General features: G+C 68.8%; 18 protein-coding genes and 1 tRNA gene. 10 read left to right on the top strand and 9 right to left on the bottom strand.

The window, feature by feature from the left end:
* Positions 1-24: 24 nt before the first annotated feature.
* On the bottom strand, positions 25-426 hold the full coding sequence (locus ACT2CW_RS31680) for an ATP-binding protein (RefSeq protein ID WP_445519100.1): 402 nt from the start codon (positions 424-426) through the stop codon (positions 25-27).
* A gap of 154 nt (positions 427-580) precedes the next feature.
* Between ACT2CW_RS31680 and ACT2CW_RS31675 the strand changes: the two genes are divergently transcribed.
* Entirely contained in the window at positions 581-1465 is an 885-nt protein-coding gene (locus tag ACT2CW_RS31675; protein ID WP_164430376.1) for a DUF5753 domain-containing protein, read from the top strand.
* Between the two features lie 17 nt (positions 1466-1482).
* Positions 1483-1692 carry a DUF397 domain-containing protein gene (locus ACT2CW_RS31670; protein ID WP_051573419.1) on the top strand — a complete coding sequence of 70 codons (210 nt, stop codon included), beginning with the start codon at positions 1483-1485 and terminating at the stop codon, positions 1690-1692.
* Positions 1693-1743: 51 nt separating this feature from the next.
* Here ACT2CW_RS31670 and ACT2CW_RS31665 read toward each other — a convergent pair whose 3' ends face one another.
* Positions 1744-2337, bottom strand: a complete 594-nt coding sequence (locus ACT2CW_RS31665) for a lytic polysaccharide monooxygenase auxiliary activity family 9 protein (protein ID WP_164430373.1) — start codon at positions 2335-2337, stop codon at positions 1744-1746.
* Between the two features lie 173 nt (positions 2338-2510).
* Between ACT2CW_RS31665 and ACT2CW_RS31660 the strand changes: the two genes are divergently transcribed.
* The 5 genes from ACT2CW_RS31660 to ACT2CW_RS31640 all read left to right on the top strand — a co-directional run bounded on the left by ACT2CW_RS31660 (position 2511) and on the right by ACT2CW_RS31640 (position 7066).
* Positions 2511-2584 (top strand) — tRNA-Lys (locus tag ACT2CW_RS31660).
* Between the two features lie 392 nt (positions 2585-2976).
* A complete protein-coding gene (locus ACT2CW_RS31655; protein ID WP_445519099.1) occupies positions 2977-3507 on the top strand; it encodes a hypothetical protein in 531 nt (176 codons plus the stop codon).
* Positions 3508-3537: 30 nt separating this feature from the next.
* Positions 3538-5775 (top strand): glycoside hydrolase domain-containing protein, encoded by a 2238-nt coding sequence (locus ACT2CW_RS31650; protein WP_445519098.1) that lies wholly within the window; start codon positions 3538-3540, stop codon positions 5773-5775.
* The gene (locus ACT2CW_RS31645; protein ID WP_445519097.1) at positions 5772-6293 is read left to right on the top strand and encodes a hypothetical protein; all 522 of its coding nucleotides are present in this window, start codon (positions 5772-5774) and stop codon (positions 6291-6293) included. Before ACT2CW_RS31650 ends, ACT2CW_RS31645 begins: the two co-directional genes overlap by 4 nt.
* Positions 6290-7066 (top strand): hypothetical protein, encoded by a 777-nt coding sequence (locus ACT2CW_RS31640; RefSeq protein WP_445519096.1) that lies wholly within the window; start codon positions 6290-6292, stop codon positions 7064-7066. The genes ACT2CW_RS31645 and ACT2CW_RS31640 overlap by 4 nt, the downstream gene beginning before the upstream one ends.
* Before the next feature lie 540 nt (positions 7067-7606).
* On the opposite strand, the gene ACT2CW_RS31635 is transcribed toward ACT2CW_RS31640, so the two are convergent.
* Positions 7607-7834 carry a hypothetical protein gene (locus tag ACT2CW_RS31635; RefSeq protein WP_445519095.1) on the bottom strand — a complete coding sequence of 76 codons (228 nt, stop codon included), beginning with the start codon at positions 7832-7834 and terminating at the stop codon, positions 7607-7609.
* A gap of 126 nt (positions 7835-7960) precedes the next feature.
* Here ACT2CW_RS31635 and ACT2CW_RS31630 point away from each other — a divergent pair, with 126 nt between their 5' ends.
* Positions 7961-8641 (top strand): FadR/GntR family transcriptional regulator, encoded by a 681-nt coding sequence (locus ACT2CW_RS31630; protein WP_445519094.1) that lies wholly within the window; start codon positions 7961-7963, stop codon positions 8639-8641.
* Positions 8642-8646: 5 nt separating this feature from the next.
* On the opposite strand, the gene ACT2CW_RS31625 is transcribed toward ACT2CW_RS31630, so the two are convergent.
* Positions 8647-10233, bottom strand: a complete 1587-nt coding sequence (locus ACT2CW_RS31625; protein WP_445519093.1) for an oxygenase MpaB family protein — start codon at positions 10231-10233, stop codon at positions 8647-8649.
* Positions 10155-10856 (bottom strand): polyprenyl diphosphate synthase, encoded by a 702-nt coding sequence (uppS, locus tag ACT2CW_RS31620; protein WP_164430364.1) that lies wholly within the window; start codon positions 10854-10856, stop codon positions 10155-10157. Before uppS ends, ACT2CW_RS31625 begins: the two co-directional genes overlap by 79 nt.
* Positions 10857-11259: 403 nt before the next feature.
* On the opposite strand from uppS, the gene ACT2CW_RS31615 reads away from it, so the two are divergent.
* Positions 11260-13206, top strand: coding sequence for a galactose oxidase-like domain-containing protein (locus ACT2CW_RS31615; RefSeq protein ID WP_445519092.1), 1947 nt, complete (start codon positions 11260-11262; stop codon positions 13204-13206).
* A gap of 27 nt (positions 13207-13233) precedes the next feature.
* Here ACT2CW_RS31615 and ACT2CW_RS31610 read toward each other — a convergent pair whose 3' ends face one another.
* From ACT2CW_RS31610 to ACT2CW_RS31595, 4 genes are all read right to left on the bottom strand, one after another.
* The gene (locus ACT2CW_RS31610) at positions 13234-14295 is read right to left on the bottom strand and encodes a glycoside hydrolase family 6 protein (RefSeq protein WP_445519091.1); all 1062 of its coding nucleotides are present in this window, start codon (positions 14293-14295) and stop codon (positions 13234-13236) included.
* Positions 14285-14989 carry a class F sortase gene (locus tag ACT2CW_RS31605; RefSeq protein WP_166483679.1) on the bottom strand — a complete coding sequence of 235 codons (705 nt, stop codon included), beginning with the start codon at positions 14987-14989 and terminating at the stop codon, positions 14285-14287. Before ACT2CW_RS31605 ends, ACT2CW_RS31610 begins: the two co-directional genes overlap by 11 nt.
* A 44-nt stretch (positions 14990-15033) precedes the next feature.
* A complete protein-coding gene (locus tag ACT2CW_RS31600; protein ID WP_164430356.1) occupies positions 15034-15645 on the bottom strand; it encodes a hypothetical protein in 612 nt (203 codons plus the stop codon).
* 147 nt (positions 15646-15792) lie between these two features.
* Positions 15793-16575, bottom strand: a complete 783-nt coding sequence (locus ACT2CW_RS31595; RefSeq protein ID WP_182471261.1) for an HAD-IIA family hydrolase — start codon at positions 16573-16575, stop codon at positions 15793-15795.
* Positions 16576-16797: 222 nt separating this feature from the next.
* Here ACT2CW_RS31595 and ACT2CW_RS31590 point away from each other — a divergent pair, with 222 nt between their 5' ends.
* The gene (locus tag ACT2CW_RS31590) at positions 16798-16986 is read left to right on the top strand and encodes an antitoxin (protein ID WP_020870990.1); all 189 of its coding nucleotides are present in this window, start codon (positions 16798-16800) and stop codon (positions 16984-16986) included.
* Positions 16987-17024 lie beyond the last annotated feature (38 nt).

Raw genomic sequence — 17024 nt, 5'->3', positions numbered from 1 at the left:
GCCCCACGCTACCGGCGCCGCTGGTCACCGCTCCACCGCTTCCGCGCGGAGGGTGAACCAGACCGTCTTGCCGGCCGGGGTGAGATCCGTGCCCCAGTCATGGGCGGTCTTGCTCAGCAGGAACATCCCCCGGCCGCTCTCGGAGAGGAAGTCCGGCTCCTTGACCACCGGCAGCCCGGACTCGGAGTCGCTCACCGCCGCGTGGATCCCGTACGGAAGGTTCTCCAGGGTGAGGACGCATTCGGGAGAGGCCGCGTGCTTGTGCACATTGGACAGCAGCTCGGTGACGCACATCCCCGCCGCGCTGATCAGCTCCTCACGCCCCCACAGCCGCAGCCGCGCCCCGACGGCGCGGCGTATGTCGGCGAGTATCCGCGGATGGGCACGGAGGCGCAGTTCGTATCGCTGTGAGGTGTTCTCAGCCATATGCTCCGGGGCCCCTCCAAAGCACGACGCGCTGCCGTGTCCCCTAGCGATCCTGGCCTATGGAACGTCCCACTCGCAATGTTTCGACCCACTCGCACAAGACTGGCATATGCCTGGCTGGTAGGCGTAGTTGGCAATACGACAGACTGGCGACATGTCCTACCAGCCAGTGCCCACCGTTCGGCGCAGGCGCCTGGGCTCCACGCTACGGAAACTGCGCACCGAAGCGGGGATGACACTGGACGCGGCGGCCGACGCACTCAACGCGGCCGCGAACGGATCGTCCGACGCCCGCCGCTGGACGGCGCCGAAGCTCTCCCGGATCGAGAACGCCAACGCCACGATCCGCACCACCGAGGTCGAGACCCTGCTGAGGGCCTACGCCGTCACCGACCCCAATACCCGTATCGCCCTGGAGGGACTGGCCAAGGACGCGGGCAAACGCGGCTGGTGGCAGACCTATCGCGGCGTCGTGGGCCCCGCCTACGCCGACTACATCTCGCTGGAGAGCGACGCCGAGAGCGTCCGCGACTACGCCTCGCTGGTCGTCCCCGGTCTGCTCCAGACGGCCGACTACGCCCGCGAGACCATCGCGGCGAACGCCGTGGCCCGCACCGCCTCCGAGGTCGACGCCCTCGCCGAGGTGCGCCTGGCCCGCCAGGCCGTTCTCACCCGTTCCCGCCACCCGCTGCGGCTGTGGGCCGTCATCCACGAGGCGGCGCTGCGCCGCAGGTTCACCGGCCGGCCCGGCATCATGGCCGATCAGCTGAAGCGGCTGCTGGACGTGGCGGACTGGCCCACCGTCACGCTCCAGGTGATACCGATCGACGCGGCCCCCAACCCCGGGGACGCGGGAGCGTTCACACTCGTGGCCTTCCCCGGGCCCATGCCGGATGTCGTCACCCAGGAGAACCTGCGCGGCCCCACATACGTCGAAGGAGTCGACGACGTCAACGTCTTCGCCGACGCCTTCGGCCATATCGTGGACTGCGCACTGTCCACGGATGCGACGAAGGCCCTCATCGCTGGTCTGGTATGAGAAAGAGGGCCCCACATATGAACACCTCTGCAATGACCGCGCATCGCCACCCCCACTGGCGCAAGTCCACGTACTCCGTGGGCGAGGGACAGTGCGTCGAGGTCGCCGCCGCCGGCGGCCGCGTCCGGCTGCGGGAGAGCGACGACCCCGGCACCGTCCTGACCACCGTGCCGGCGGTGCTCGCCGCCTTCGTCCGGAGCGCCAAGTCGGGCGCGTTCGACGCCTGACCGTATGACGACGGTGTGGTGCCGCCCCGGGACGGCACCACACCAGCGACGTCAGAACTGGACGTCCGAGCAGGCATAGAAGGCGTTCGAGGTGTCCGCGACGGTCCACACGGCGAGGATCACGTGTCTGCCGGTCTTACCGCTCGGGATGGTCCCCGAGTGGGAGAGCGTGGACGGCGGACGCTGGCCGTTGTACGGAACGGTCAGGAAGGGCTGGGAGTCCAGGCTCGCACGGGTCAGTTTCTGGCTGGGGTTCCAGCCATTCTTGGTGATGTAGTACTTGAAGTCCGTGGTCGCGTGGGAGGCCGTGAACCGCCAGTTGAAGGTGTAGCTCCGCCCGGCGGTCAGCTTGGTCGTGGGCCAGTTGCCGCCCCTCGGGTCGTCGAGCTGCGAGAACCGGCTGTTGCCACCCGCACAGATGGTGCCGTCCGCCGGACCACCCGAGGGGAAGCCCTTCGGCCCCTCGACGCTCTGGGGCTCCCACTGGATGTCGCCGCAGCCCGTCACCGTGCCGTTGGCGCACAGCTTCTGGCGGCTGATGGGCGAGTCGGTGTAACCGTGGCTGGAAGCGCTGCCGCCGGTCGCGAGGACGGAAATCGCCGCGAGACCGATGCCGATGACGGCGGCGCTGATCTTCTTGCGCATGCTTCGCTCCTGAAGACGTGGGGAGTGCTTCGACGAGCCGTGCACGGCGGTCTAGACCAAGTTTGAGAGTATCCATGAGTCAATAGTCATGTCCATACCAATGGCGCAGGTCCACGCGCCCCCTCGGCGTCCTGAACACCCACCCGGGTCGGGTAGGATTTCCGCGTCAGCGGGCGCCGCTAGCTCAGTTGGTTAGAGCAGCTGACTCTTAATCAGCGGGTCCGGGGTTCGAGTCCCTGGCGGCGCACTCGCGAATAGGTCGCTGACCTGGGCGTTCTCGGTTTCCGAGGACGCCCTTTCGCGTTTCACGAACGTCTGGAGCCACGGCCACCGACGGCCGCTCCGAGTCCGGAGATAGTGACCAGGGACACATATCAACCCTCTGTATACCGAGCTCATTGCACATGAGTCGCTTTATCCCCTCATTGGGGATGCACCCCGTACTTCCTCCGTGACGGCCCATCGCCGGAAGGCCGGGCTCCGCTCTCCCGACTTGTCTAGACCCCTTGTCCAAGGCCCCGACCAGTGAATATCTTCCGTGCGACCACAGCGCGGGAAGCGCTTGTCGCCGCGTTCGGGCCTTGGGGAGAGGCCCCGGCGATCTTTTCTCTCATCTGCCTTCACGGGAGGGGTACGTCCATGTCCACGATCCTCAGATCCACCGTCGGTGCCGCCCTCGCCGCCGCCGCGGCCGCCGTTCTCACGCTGACCGCACCCCAGGCCTCCGCCGCCGAGCGCCCCTCGGCGGCCGACGTCAAGGTGTCCCCGCTGGCGTCGGCCGAGACCAAGGCGTTCGCCAAGGCCAACCCCGGGCCCACCGCGGCCGCCGCGACCGTGTGCGGCACCGGTTACTCGCTGAACAAGGCCATTCCGCTGCCCGAGGGCACCGACCCGAACATGCGCCTGGCCACGCTGTTCAGCTACACCAACGGCAGCGGCAAGGGCTGCGCGATCCTGGACAACAACTACGGCGCCTCGCAGTACATGTACCTCAAGGTCTGCAAGGTGGACGGCACCGGCTGCGACACCGACTCGGGCAACTTCAGCGAGTACGCGGGCCCGGTCTACGTCTCCAGCATCGCCTGCGCCCCGGTGACCGCCAAGATGGGCAAGACCTCCAGCAGCCTCTACATCAACTACAAGTCCGACTACGTCTTCGCGTGCAACTGACCCCCGTCACTCGGCACTGAAGGAGACGTCATGGCCGACGCCATGGTCATGCGGGCGCAGCAGTTCATCAACGACACATACGGCGGGAAGCTGGGTATTCCGGCGCTCGAGGTCGACGGGAAGACGAGCTGGACGGTGATGTACGCGCTCACCCGGGCGCTCCAGTACGAACTGGGCATCACCAGCCTCTCGGACAGCTTCGGCCCCACCACGCTGAGCACGCTCCAGTCGAAGTACCCGAAGCTCAACGCCAGTACGACGCCCTCGGCCAAGTTCACGAAGATCATTCAGTCGGGGCTGTACTGCAAGGGGTACAACGGCGGCGGGATCGACGGGGTGTTCAGCTCCACGGTGGCGAGTTCGCTCACCGAGCTGATGACCGACATGGGCGTGGCGGGCGTCTTCGAGGCGGGCAGCCTCTCCCCCAAGGTCTTCAAGGGGCTGCTCACCATGGACGCCTACATCGTCACCGGGGACGGCGGCGCCGGCATCCGCACGGTGCAGCAGTATCTGAACGCCAACTACGTCAAGCGTCAGGACTACTTCATCATCCCGTGCGACGGACACCACTCGCGGACCGTCGCCAAGTCCATGCTGCTGGCGGTGCAGTACGAGCTCGGCATGGCCGACGGTGTGGCCAACGGGAACTTCGGCCCCGGCACCCAGTCCGGGCTGAAGCAGCACACCGTCGCCTCGGGCGAGACCAGCACCTGGGTACGGCTGTTCTCCGCCGCGATGATCCTGAACCAGCGGCCCAATGTGCCGTTCAGCTCCTCGTTCGGATCGGCGCTGCAATCCGCGGTGAACAGCTTCCAGGACTTCGCCAAGCTCCCGGTCACCGGGAAGGGCGACTACTCCACCTGGGCGTCGCTGCTGGTCTCCTACGGCGACCAGGACCGCAAGGGCCAGGCGTGCGACGGCGTCACCAAGATCACCCAGGCCCGCGCCAACACCCTGAAGGCCGCAGGCTACAAGTACATCGGCCGCTATCTCACCAACCCCAGCACCACCGACCTCCCCGAGAAGGCCATCCAGATCGGCGAGCTCCAGACCCTCGCCGACAACGGGCTCCGCTGCTTCCCGATCTATCAGACCTTCGGCCGCGACGCCTCGGGCTTCAACTACACCGCGGGCAACGCGGCGGCCATCGCGGCGGCGAACGCGGCCGATGACCACGGCTTCAAGGACGGCACCCGGATCTTCTTCGCGGTGGACTTCGACGCGTACGACTACGAGGTCACCGACAATGTCCTGCCGCACTTCAAGGGCATCGTGGACGGCATGGCCATCGCCGGGAACCGGTACAAGATCGGGGTCTACGGACCGCGCAATGTGTGCATCCGGGTCTCCGAGGCGGGCCACGCCACGGCGAGTTTCGTCTCCGACATGTCCAGCGGCTTCTCCGGGAACTACGGCTACCCGCTGCCGCCCAACTGGGCCTTCGACCAGATCGTCACCAAGACGATCGGTTCCGGCGACGGCTCGATCAACATCGATAACAACATCGCCTCCGGCCTGGACACCGGACAGGGGTCGTTCAACCCCCCGGTGGCGACCATGCCGGACAGCCTCTTCAACCAGGCCTATTTCCCGGGGCTGCTCGCCGACGTCCAGACCTACATGCAATCCATCGGCTTCCCCGAGGACGACGGCAGGATCTACACCACCACCCAGTGCCTGGAAACAATCATCGCCGGGGATGTCGCCGTCACGAACACGGCACGGGCGTACGGCATGCGGAAGGCGCTCATCCAGACCACGGCGTTCTGGGAGTTCCGGCACTACGGCAATGAGGACCTGGTCAAGGACGCCGGGGTGTGGCTGTACCACAACGGCTATGTGCCGGACTGGGCCAAGGACCTGCCCGGGGTGGTCTCGCTGCGCGACAGCAGCACCGGTGTGGCCCAGATGTTCGGGCTGGTGGGCGTCCTCTGCTGGAACAACTCCATCAGGACCGGCCTGGTGACCGGCACCCCGAAGGACCCGGACAAGGACTCCGACGTCTTCTCGGTGTGGGACAAGCTCCGCACGGACAACGACTTCGCCCTCACCTCCGTCGGCCACGCCCATATCTGGGGAGCCGACGGCAAGCCCGGCAGCGTCGACACGGAGACGGCGATCCGCCGGCCCTCGCTGGACTACAAGGAGTCGGAGATCTACGAGGTGCTGCGGCGCTACCAGGGCCCGAAGGAACCCGCCTTCAGCGACGCCAAGAAGCGCATGCCGCTCTACTACATCTTCGAGAAGTACAACAGGATGATGCGGTGAACGAAGCACCTTCATCGCCGGCATCGCTGGCGTCCGATGCGCCGGATGGACTCAACTCGATCCTGCTGCTGTTCATCTGCCTGATCGGGGTCATCACCTTCTGCACCCTGATCGCCCTCCTCGGCTCCGGCATGGCCAAGCGCAGGGGTCGCCGGAAGACGCGGGCCGAATGGCTCGGCGGAATCGCCCTGCTGTCCGTCTGCGTGACCATCGCCCTGTACATCTGGGGCGCGCTCCACCTGATGTTCATGGAGAGCGACACCATGCGCGACGCGTGCGCCAAGGCACACAGCCCGGAGAAGGCGGCCCAGGTCGACGGCTATTCGGCGAGCTACCTTCCCCTTCGCTTCACCTGCCGGATCGACAAGGGCGGAAGTTACGACGCCGCGGTCCCGGGATACATCAACCCGGCCATGGGCATCGCCTTCGTCCTGGCCATCGCCACGGGCGCGGTATCCGTGGCGACCCGCGACCAGAAGCGGTCCACCAGCCCACCGTCACGAGGGGACGATGAATGAGCGTGTTCGACCCATCCCGTAGGCAGCTGCTCGCCCGCTCCGGCGCACTGCTCGGCGCGGCCGCGCTGGCCTCCCTCCCCGGTTCCGCGCTGCTGGCGACGCCCGCGTACGCCGCGTCCTCGCACTCCAAGACGCCCACCGGCGAGGAGATCCGGAAGGCATACCGCCGCTATCAGGCGAACCGGGCCCGGGTGCTGACGGGCAGACCGAGCCCCAACGGCTGGGAGATGGAGAAGGTCGCCGACGGCGGCGGAGCCATCTGGTCCCGTCCGGTGCCCGGCACCCCGCTGGAGGGTGTCACCGTCCGCATCGGCGCACCGGAGACCGTACTGGTCCATGTGATCCGCCGCTTCCACTACGAGATCGACGAACTCCGCAAGGGCGATGTGATCGGCTGGCGCAGCCCCGGCTCGGTCCGCAAGGGGCTGCCGGAGGGCAACCAGGCGTCCGGTACGGCCGTCCGGATCCGGCCCGGCCACTACCCGCCGGGCGTCAAGGGCGGCTTCTTCCCCCAGCAGGAGGTGGTGATCCGCGACATCCTCGCCGAGCTCGACGGCGTGGTCCGCTGGGGCGGGGACGACCGGAAGCCGGACGAGTCGCTCTTCTACGTGGCCGTCCGTCCCGGCGATCGGCGGCTGGCCGAGGTCGTGGCCCGGCTGGACCGCTGGCGCGAGACGCCGGGCAGCGGCGCGGGCGCCCCGGTCGACGTGCTCGCGCCGGGGCGCCGCAAGGCGGCGACGTCCTTGGCCCGCAGCCAGCGCGCGGCCGCCTGACGAAGTTCCGAAGTTCTGCCGAGAACCGGGGAGCCCCCGGCGCGTGGGGGCGCCGAGGGCTCCCTCTCGGGTCAGTTGCGATCAGCCGCGCTCAGCGATCCGCTGGCACGCCGGGCGATCACGCCGGGCCGCCCCTCGGGGAGGGGACCTTGGGTTGCGCGGCTCGGTCGGGCGCGGCGCCGTCTCGCGCCTTCGGCGCATTTGAGCAGCGGGGCAGGGGGTGGGGGCGCGGCCGCGTCGCCGGGCGCCGGGCGGCCGGACGTGGGCGCCGGTGGCGGCTACGGCCTTCCGGGGCAGGGGCCGCTGCCGGACCGCCTGCCGGGGGTGGGGTACCCCTCTCGAAAACGTTTGACAAATTAGTTGCTTCAGATCAAGCGTTTTTGGGAGGGGTACCCGGAGGGGCCGCCCTGGGCCCGTCGACCCGCACCCCGGATCGGCCCCGGCCCTCGGGCACGGAAGCCGCCACGGCACCGGCCCCCACCGGCCCGGCGGCCGGCGGCGAGGCCCCCGCCCCCCCATCCCCCGGCCCCATGCTCAAAGTCACCTCGCCTCGGTGATCCGCGCCCATACGGTCTTGCCCAGCCCCCTTCGCTCCCTGATGCCCCAGCGATCCGCCACCGCCTCGACCAGCATCAGCCCCCTCCCCTCCTCGTCCAGGATCGCCGCGTCATAGCCGCCCCAACTCCGGGGCGAACCCCCACTCGGTGAGCTGGTGGACGGCCAGCAGCCGGGCGAGCCGGGCGCGATACGCACCGATACCGTCCACATCCGGGACTCCAAACCCCCCCCCAGGGGGGTCGGCTCACCGTCTCCCCCGAAGCCTGGGCCGCCTTCATCGCACACATCTGACCTGCTCGTGCCGCCGCCGCTAAGCTGTCCGGATCGGAGGTGGCGGTGGCGGCGCACATACAGGAACGCATCAAGCGGCTGATCATCGACCAGCGGCTCCCCTCGGGCGCCCCGCTGCCCACCGAGACCGAGCTGATGGAGCTCCTCGGCGTCAGCCGTAACTCCGTACGCGAGGCGCTCAAGGCGCTCCAGGCGATGGGGATCGTGGAGATCCGGCACGGCTTCGGGACGTACGTCGGACCGATGTCGATGGCGCCGATGATCGAGGGGCTGATCTTCCGTACCGTCGCCGGGCACTACCGGGGCGAGGACAGCCTGCTCGAACTCCTCGAGCTGCGCGAGGCCGTGGAGACGGGCCTGATCGCGCGGCTGGCAGGCCGCATCCCGGAGGCGGATCTCGCCGAGCTGGAAGCGGTCGTGCGGCGGATGGAGGCGGAGGCGGCGGAGGGCTCGGTGCGCGCCGAGACGGACCGGGCGTTTCACGCCGCGCTCTACGGGAGCCTGGACAACTCGCTGCTGAGCGAGGTGCTGGAGGCGTTCTGGGACGCCTTCCACCGGGTGCGCACCGACCTCGTGGACGTGCCCACGGATCCGAGGGTCACCTGCAAGCAGCACCGGGAGATCCTGGAGTCGGTGCGCTCGGGTGACGCCCTGCGAGCCGAAGAGGCGATCCGCGACCACTTCGGCAACATCCGCATCCGACTGCGTTCGGCGCATCGCGGCTGAGCGGCTCACGCCTGGGCGAGCAGAGGGTCGTAGGCTGTCGATCGTCGGCGGCCGGACATGAAGGCCAGGAAGTCCCCGATGAAGGCGCCCCGCGTGTACGTACGGTCGGTGCCGACCGTGTCACGGTGGAACGCGGTCTGGAACAGCGCCCGGTATTCGTCCGCGTCGATGTGCTGGTCGCCGTCCTTGTCCGTGGCGTCGAAGAGGACCTCGGCGACCTTGATCAGTGCGGGACCGGCCAGGGCGGGAACGGCGGTGGCGTACTCGCGGGCGCTGACGCGGCCGTCACCGTCGGTGTCCAGTGCCGTCTGGAGCTCGCGCCACCAGTCGGCGTAGGCGTTGTAGAGCCTCGTTTCCTCGGGCTCCTCCAGATCGAGGCGGGTGGACAGTTCGCGGGCCATGGCGGCGAGGTCCGGCCAGTCCAGGTACCCGTCGCCAGTCTGGTCGAGTACCTCGCGGAAGAACTCCTCCGCACTGCGTTCGGTGCCGTCGCGGGAGACGGGTTCCGGTTGCGGAGGGAGAGGCGTGATGAGCCGGATCAGGGCACCGGCCCGCCGCATTTTGTCGTGCAGGGCGGTGACCGCCCGAGCTCGCGGGTCGTCACTGTGGGGCGAGAGAGCCAGCAGGTCGGCGATGGCGTCAGCGCGGACCCAGCCATTCGGCAGGAACCGGGCCAGACCGACGGCCAGATAAGCCCCCTGCATCAGCATCTGAGCACCGGGCATCTCGGGCAGCCCGGCACGCCGGCGGAAGGGCTCCGGGAGCGAGGCAACGGTGATCGCCCCGATGAGCGGGCCGACGACGGCCCGGCCGGTGGCCCATAGCGTGGGCACCCCGCCCAGCAGGGCCGGAGCGGGCAGATGGTCGAACAGCTTGTAGAGGATGATCCGCATCGCCTCGGTGTTCTCCAGCTCCTGTGCCACCACGTGGTCGTAGTAGAGCCAGAACTCGGAGAGGGTGGGCGGCAGGTGACCGGCCTCGTCTCCCATGGCGGCCAGGTATGCCTGGAACTCGGCGTACAGCCGCTCCATGGCGTGCTGCTCAAGAGGCTGTCCGCTCAGCCGGCACATGGTCACGGTGGACTCGAAGATGGTCGCCACCACCCAGGCCCGTACGGCGGGGTCCATCGCGCTGTAGGGCCGGCCCCGCGGGTCGGTTCCCTTGAGCCGTGCGTGGAGGCGGTTCAGCCGTGCCGCCTCGCGGAGCCGTACCTGTTCGTCGTCCCCGAACATGCGCTGCAAGCTGCGGAAGGTGTTGCGCAGCCGTCGCCACGGGTGGGCGACGAAAGTGGAGTTGTCGATCAGCGCGGCTCCGACCTGCGGGTGCGCGGCCTCCAGCACGGTCGCCCGGACCATGGCCAGCGCCCAGCGCGGATCGTGGACGAATTCCTGGAACTGCGAGCCCGCGCCGAACAACGGCCCGCGTCCGTTCGCCGCACTCGGCCGTGACGTACCGCCGTCGAACTCGGTCGCACCGTCCTGGCCGCTGTCGGGGGTTCCGCCGTCTGCGTCGGTCACGATCGGGAATCTCCGTTCCGCTCGGGCAGCACGCCACCGAAGCGGCGATCGCGTTGCCGGTAGATGTGCAGACATTCGAGGAAGTGCGGCGCACGGAAGTCGGGCCACAGCACGGTGGGGAAGACCCATTCCGCGTAGGCGACCTGCCAGAGCATGAAGTTGGAGATGCGCTGTTCCCCCGAGGTCCGGATGACCAGGTCCACGTCGGGTGTGTCGGGGAAGGGCAGATGGGCGGCGAAACTCCGCTCGTCCACCGCCTCGGCCGGCACGCCCGCGCGGATCAGTGACCGCGCGGCCGCGACGATGTCCCCGCGGCCGCCGTGATCGAACGCGACGGTCAAGGTCATGCCTCGGTTGTCGCCGGTCAGTGTCATCAGATCGGCGAAGTCGCGTGCCAACGCCCCAGGGATCCTCGGGTCGCTCACCCCGAGGAAACGGCAGCGGATCCCCCGCGCGTGCAGCAGCGGCGCGTGCTTGCGCACCACCGCGCGCACCAGCCGCATCAAATAGTCGACCTCGGCACCCGGCCGACTCCAGTTCTCGGTGGAGAAGGCGTACAGGCTCAGCCACTCCACGCCCGCGGCCCGAGCCGCCTCGATGACGTCGATCACGGTCGTCTCCGCCGCCCGATGACCTGACGTACGCGGCAGCGACCGCTGGGCCGCCCACCGTCCGTTGCCGTCCATCACACACGCCACGTGACGCGGCCCGCCAAGCGACCGGTCACCATCAGCGAACCGCGAGGCGGACGTGGGATCGGCGAACGCATCGCCCGCGGTGTGCCCAGCTACCACGCCAGCCCTCCCCTCGGCCCGCCACCACACGTCAACACGGCGATCGCGCCTGAAGCAGAGTGCCAGCCCCCGAGCCCGAATGGCGGACCAGAGCCACGTATTCACCCTTGGAACTGTTGTCCGACTTCCTGCTGGTCCTCGGCGGGTCGCTCGCCTCTTCCTGCTACTTCGGCCACAGTCATCCCGCGATGACTGTTTGCGCATCACTTGCCCTGGCTGTCACAGCCGCGCGGATCATCGCCCTGACGGTGGACCGTCCGCCAGGAGAAACGGAACACGCAGCCCGCCCTTTGGGGGACGATAAGAAGTGAAGTACCGACCGAGTCGCCGCACCCGCCGCTTCGGGATCGGTGCGGCGGCCATCTTCGTGCTGGCCGGGATGAACGGCCCGGCCCTCTACCGTTTCAGCTCGGACAAGTACCACGCGTACAAAATCAACCAACCGGAGTACAAGGCGGAGAACGGCCACTGGGATGTGGTCGATGTCCCCGAGGCGTACCGGATCAATACGATCCACGCCGCGCTGCTGCACACCGGCAAGGTACTGCTGGTGGCCGGTTCCGGGAACAACGCCAAGAATTTCGCCGCCAAATCCTTCCGCAGCGTCCTGTGGGACCCGGAGAAGAACACCTTCACCAACATTCCCACCCCCAAGGACCTCTTCTGTTCCGGGCACAGCCAGCTCCCGGATGGAAAGCTGCTGGTGGCGGGCGGCACCCAGCGCTATGAGAAGCTCAGGGGCAATGTCGAGAAGGCGGGCGGACTGATGTTCGTCCACAACGAGAGCCCCGACAAGCCGAAGACTCTCCCCGCCGGGACCCGCTTCACGGGCAAGGAGAACGGCAAGACCTTCGAGTCCAAGGACCCGATTCTCGTTCCGCGCGCGAAGAAGAGCAAGAATCGCAAGGGGAAGGTCATCGTCACCGCGAGCACGGCGCGGGTTTATGTGGAGGCGCTGCGCAGGGGAAAGAAGTACCAGACCGGGACCGAGGACAATTATCGGATCTCCGGGCTGAAGGGAAAGGACAAGCGGAACTTCTACGGAATCGCGCAGAAGCTGTCGTTCGACAAGAAGGACTTCCAGGGCATCAAGCAGGCGTATGAGTTCGACCCGAAGGCCGAGCGGTATGTCCCGGTCGATCCGATGAACGAGGCCCGCTGGTACCCGACCCTGACCAGCCTCCAGGACGGCAAGGTGCTCGCGGTCTCCGGGCTGGACGAGATCGGCCAGGTGGTGCCGGGGAAGAACGAGATCTACGACCCCAAGACCAAGAAGTGGAAGTACCTGCCCAAGAAGCGCTTCTTCCCGACCTACCCCGCGCTGTTCCTGACCGACAAGGGCCGGATCTTCTACACCGGCTCGAACGCCGGATACGGCCCGGACGACAAGGGCCGCACGCCCGGCATCTGGAATCTGAAGAACAATCGGTTCGATGTGGTCCCGGGGATCAGCGACTCGGACGCCCTGGAGACGTCGATGTCGGTGCTGCTGCCGCCCGCGCAGGACCAGCGGTACATGGTGCAGGGCGGCGGCGGGGTCGGCGAGGACCCCAAGTCCTCGGCGAAGACCCGGATCGTCGATCTGCACGCCGAGAAGCCGCGGTTCCGCGACGGCCCGGAGCTGTATGCGAAGGTGCGCTATCCGAGCAGTGTGATCCTGCCCGACGACACCGTGCTGACCACGAACGGCTCGGGCGACTACCGGGGGCGCGGCGCCACCAATGTGCTGAAGGCCGAGCTCTACAACCCGAAGAGCAACACCGCGCGCGCGGTGGCCGATCCGCTGGTGGGCCGCAACTACCACTCGGGCGCGCTGCTCCTGCCGGACGGCCGGGTCATGACCTTCGGCTCGGACTCGCTCTTCGCCGACAAGGCCAACACCACGCCGGGTGAGTTCCAGCAGCAGATCGACCTCTACACCCCGCCGTATCTCTTCCGGGACTCTCGGCCGAAGCTCGCCGACACCGCGCCCAGGACGGTCAAGCTCGGCGGGAGGATCACCTACCGGACCGCGTACGCGTCGGCGATCACCAAGATGCGGCTGCTCCGGCCCGGCTCCTTCACCCATGTGACCAATGTCGAGCAGCGGTCGATCGCCCTTGACTTCACCCGGACGAAGGACGCGGTGACGGTGACTCTGCCGAAGGACTCGTCCGTGGTGCCGCCGGGGTGGTACATGCTCAACGCGGTGGACGACCGGGGGACGCCGTCGAAGGCGGTCTGGGTGAGGGTCCCTGCCCCGAAGAAGAAGTGACGGCTGACTACTGCGAAGAAGTGACGGCTAGCCACTTCTGCGGTCGGCGTTACGGGCGAGATCGAGCGCGTACCGGGGCCACCACCGACCCGCGGTGGGACCGCCCTTGCAGGTGCCGTCCGACTCGCCCGGACGCTTGATCCACAGATAGGCGTCGATCCGCTTGTCCCCGGTGTCGACGGTCGGCCGCTCGCCCAGCGCCCGGCCCTTCGGGTTGCACCACGCCTGCGGGTCGTTCTTGCCCGGGGCCGGGCCATTGCCGTTACGGCTGGTGTCGATCACGAAGGGCTTGCCGCCGAGCAGCGCGGACAGCCGCTTGCCGTATGTCCGGTTCTCCTCGGTCGTCTGGTAGTTGGAGGTGTTCAGCGCGAAGCCGTCGGCCTTACGGATACCGGCCCGCTTCAGCGGCTCGACCATCCGCCGCGGGTCCTTGATCCAGTGGGGGTTTCCGGCGTCCAGATAGACCTTGGTGCGCGACAGCCCCTTGAGCTTGTCCACAGCGCCGGTCAGCAAGTCGTACCGCTCCTCGTGGAACTTCTTGGGCGTACAGCCGTCCACCACATGGGGCAGCGCGTCGGGCTCCAGGACGACCGTCGCCCGGCGGTGTCCGATCCCCCGGACCACCTTGTCCAGCCAGGTGCGATAGGCGTCGCCGTCGGCCGCGCCGCCCTTGGAGTACTGCCCGCAGTCGCGGTGCGGGATGTTGTAGAAGACCAGCAGCGCATCCCGGTTCACCTGATCCGCGGCCGCGGTGAACCCGCGCGCCCGCCCCTCCGGGTCCTCCACCCCCAGCCACTCCGCGACGGGCTGTTCCGCGATCTTCTCGATCAGCCTGGCCTCGCCGTCCTCGCCCTTCTTCCGATACGCCGCGACCTGGCGCGCGGCGCTGCCGTCCGGATTCACCCAATAGGGGATCGTGGCCTTGGGCCGCTGCTTCGGCTGCCGGGCGACGAGCGAGGCATGGTCACTGTCCCCTTCCGAGGGCCCGAAACACCCGGAGACCACGAGACACGACAGGATCGCCCCGGCGACGGCGACCACGCGCGTACGGCTCCGCCGCGTCGCAGGGGCTCCGCCCCTAGTGCGCATTGCGGCTGCCGGCCGACACGTTGCCGGGAGAGCCCGTTGTGCCGGTCAGGTAGGCCGAGACGACGACGTTCGCCGAGTACGTCCGGGTCGAGCGGTCGTACTTGCCCCCGCATGTGATCAGCCGCAACTCCGCGCGGTCATGGGACCGCGACCCGTACACCCGCCGCGCGTCGAAGTGCTTCTCCGGCACCACCTCGACGTCCTCGACCGTGAACTCCGCCGTCGTCCCGTCCGATCGCGCGACCCGCACCCGCTCCCCCCGCTTGAGGTCGCTCAGCCCGTGGAAGACCGCCGGTTTGCTCTTCGTGTCCAGGTGGCCGACCAGCAGGGCGGCGCCCGGGGAGCCGGGCTCGGGGCCGGCGCGGTACCAGCCGACCGTGCCGGGGCGGCTGAAGGGCGGGGGCTTCACCGCTCCGTCGCGGTCGAGGCCGCTGGCGACTACAGGGGCGCGGACCCCTGCCGCCTCGATCACGACCCGCTCGGGCCGGGCGGAGGCCAGCGGCGCGTGCGCCGGGGGCAGCGGATGGGCGGACGGCCGCCCGACCGCGGCCACGTCCCCGGTCATGGGCGCTGGACCGCCCGTCCCCTCCGTCGTATCGCGGCCCCACATCCACAGGCCCAGCAGCAGCGCCGCCCAGGCGAGTCCGATGGCCGGCCGCCCGAGGCCGGAGAAGCGATTCCCGATGCCGTCCATGTGTCCGTCCATCTCGGTATTCGGTATCCAGATCCGTGGGGCGATCAGCTCGCGGTACGGGAGGGATGGCGGCGGCGGTGGACCGCGAGGCCGCCGACGGCCACGGCCGTACCGCCCGAGAGCACCAGGCCGTACGCCTCCGCGGCGCCGATGTCGTCGCGTGGCCGCGCCTCGTCGGGCGCGGTGCCGCCCCCGCCGGCGCGGACGGGGGCGACGGGCGAGGGCGGGCGCTCCACGGCGAGGGCGACCCGGTCCGCGCCGCCCTGCCCGTCCCCGGCCGCGCCGTCCGCGCCCGTTCCGTCCTCATGTACGAGGCCGCCGTCCTCGCGTACGAGGCCGCCGCCCGCGCAGTCGAGGGTGACCCGGTGCGCCCCCTTGGCCGCCGTGGAGCGGATCGTCGCCTCGCTGAAGAGCGCGTCCCCCTCGGGCGTCAGCTCCGCGTCGTCCACGAACACCGGTGACGAGGCGGTGGCCACCCGGTCCGGGCAGCCGAAGGCCCAGACCTCGACCTCGGCGCCGGGGGCGAGGGCCCGTGGGCTGATCCGGATCGTGGTGGTGGCGGAGTGGCGCTGCTCGGCGAGGGCCGGAGCGGCGGCCGTCAGCGCCGCGACGGCGGCACATGCTGCGCTACAGAGAGTGAGTGCGACAATGCGCATGGTGAAACCTCCCGATACCAAGAGGCTCACGCGCCCGGCAGGGCCCCGCATCCGCTGCGGTCGCCTACTGCGCCATCCGGGGCACAGGGCTCACCGGCGGGCCGTGCCAGCGCTCACCGACACGTCATGCCCACGCTCACCGGCGGGTCATACGATGCGTTCCACGAGGTTCGCGATGGACTCCACGACCGTGGACGGGCGGTACGGGTACCGATCCACCTCGCCCGCCTTGGTCACCCCGGTGAGCACCAGGAAGGTCTCCATGCCGGCCTCGAGCCCGGCCCGCACATCCGTGTCCATCCGGTCGCCGATCATCGCGCTGGACTCGGAGTGGGCGCCGATCGCGTTCAGCCCGGACCGCATCATCAGCGGGTTGGGCTTGCCGACGAAGTAGGGCTTCTGGCCGGTGGCCTTGGTGATCAGCGCGGCCACGGAGCCGGTGGCGGGCAGCGCACCCTCCGCGGAGGGGCCGATCTCATCGGGGTTGGTGGCGATGAACCGCGCACCGTCGTTGATCAGCCGGATGGCCTTGGTGAGCGCCTCGAAGCTGTACGTACGGGTCTCGCCGAGCACCACATAGTCCGGCTCGACATCCGTAAGGACGTAGCCGATGTCGTGCAGCGCGGTGGTCAGCCCCGCCTCGCCGATGACATACGCGGTGCCGCCGGGGCGCTGCTCGTCCAGGAACTGGGCGCTGGCCAGCGCCGACGTCCAGATGTTGGCCACCGGAACGTCCAGCCCGATACGGGACAGCCGGGCATGGAGGTCGCGCGGGGTGTAGATGGAGTTGTTGGTGAGCACCAGAAAGGGCGTGTCGGATTCGCGCAGCCGCTTGATGAAGGCGTCGGCACCGGGGACCGGTATGCCCTCGTGCATCAGCACACCATCCATGTCCGTGAGCCATGACTCGATCGGCTTGCGCTCCGCCACTGGTTGCTCTCCGCTCGAAATCGACTCTGCGACGACCTCAGCCTAACCGGGGAAAGCGCTGGGGAGACCGCCCTGTGTCCGGGAGCACGGTCCGTTCGCCATCCGTTCGCGCTCCGTCCCAGCGCGACAGATCCGCACAGGTGTCTGATCCTGGGGAAGGGGCGGAATCCGCCCCTCCGTGGAACGAGCCGGACCGTGAGGCCGGACCGTAAGGAGGCCACGATGGGCATGATGGACAAGCTCAAGGGCGCGATCAGCAAGAACCCCGACAAGGCTCGGAAGGGCGCTCGCAAGGGGGCCGAGACCGCGGACAAGAAGACCGGCGGCAAGTACTCGGAGCAGATCCAGTCCGGCTCGGACAAAGTCGACGACGAACTGCGCCGCCGGGGCGAGGGGCCCCGGGGCCAGTAGTTCGTACCCGCGCCGGATGTGAGGGCGTCGGGGCGCCG

The sequence above is a fragment of the Streptomyces sp. NEAU-174 genome, from assembly GCF_052665095.1.
This window is presented reverse-complemented; position numbering and strand designations above follow the sequence as displayed.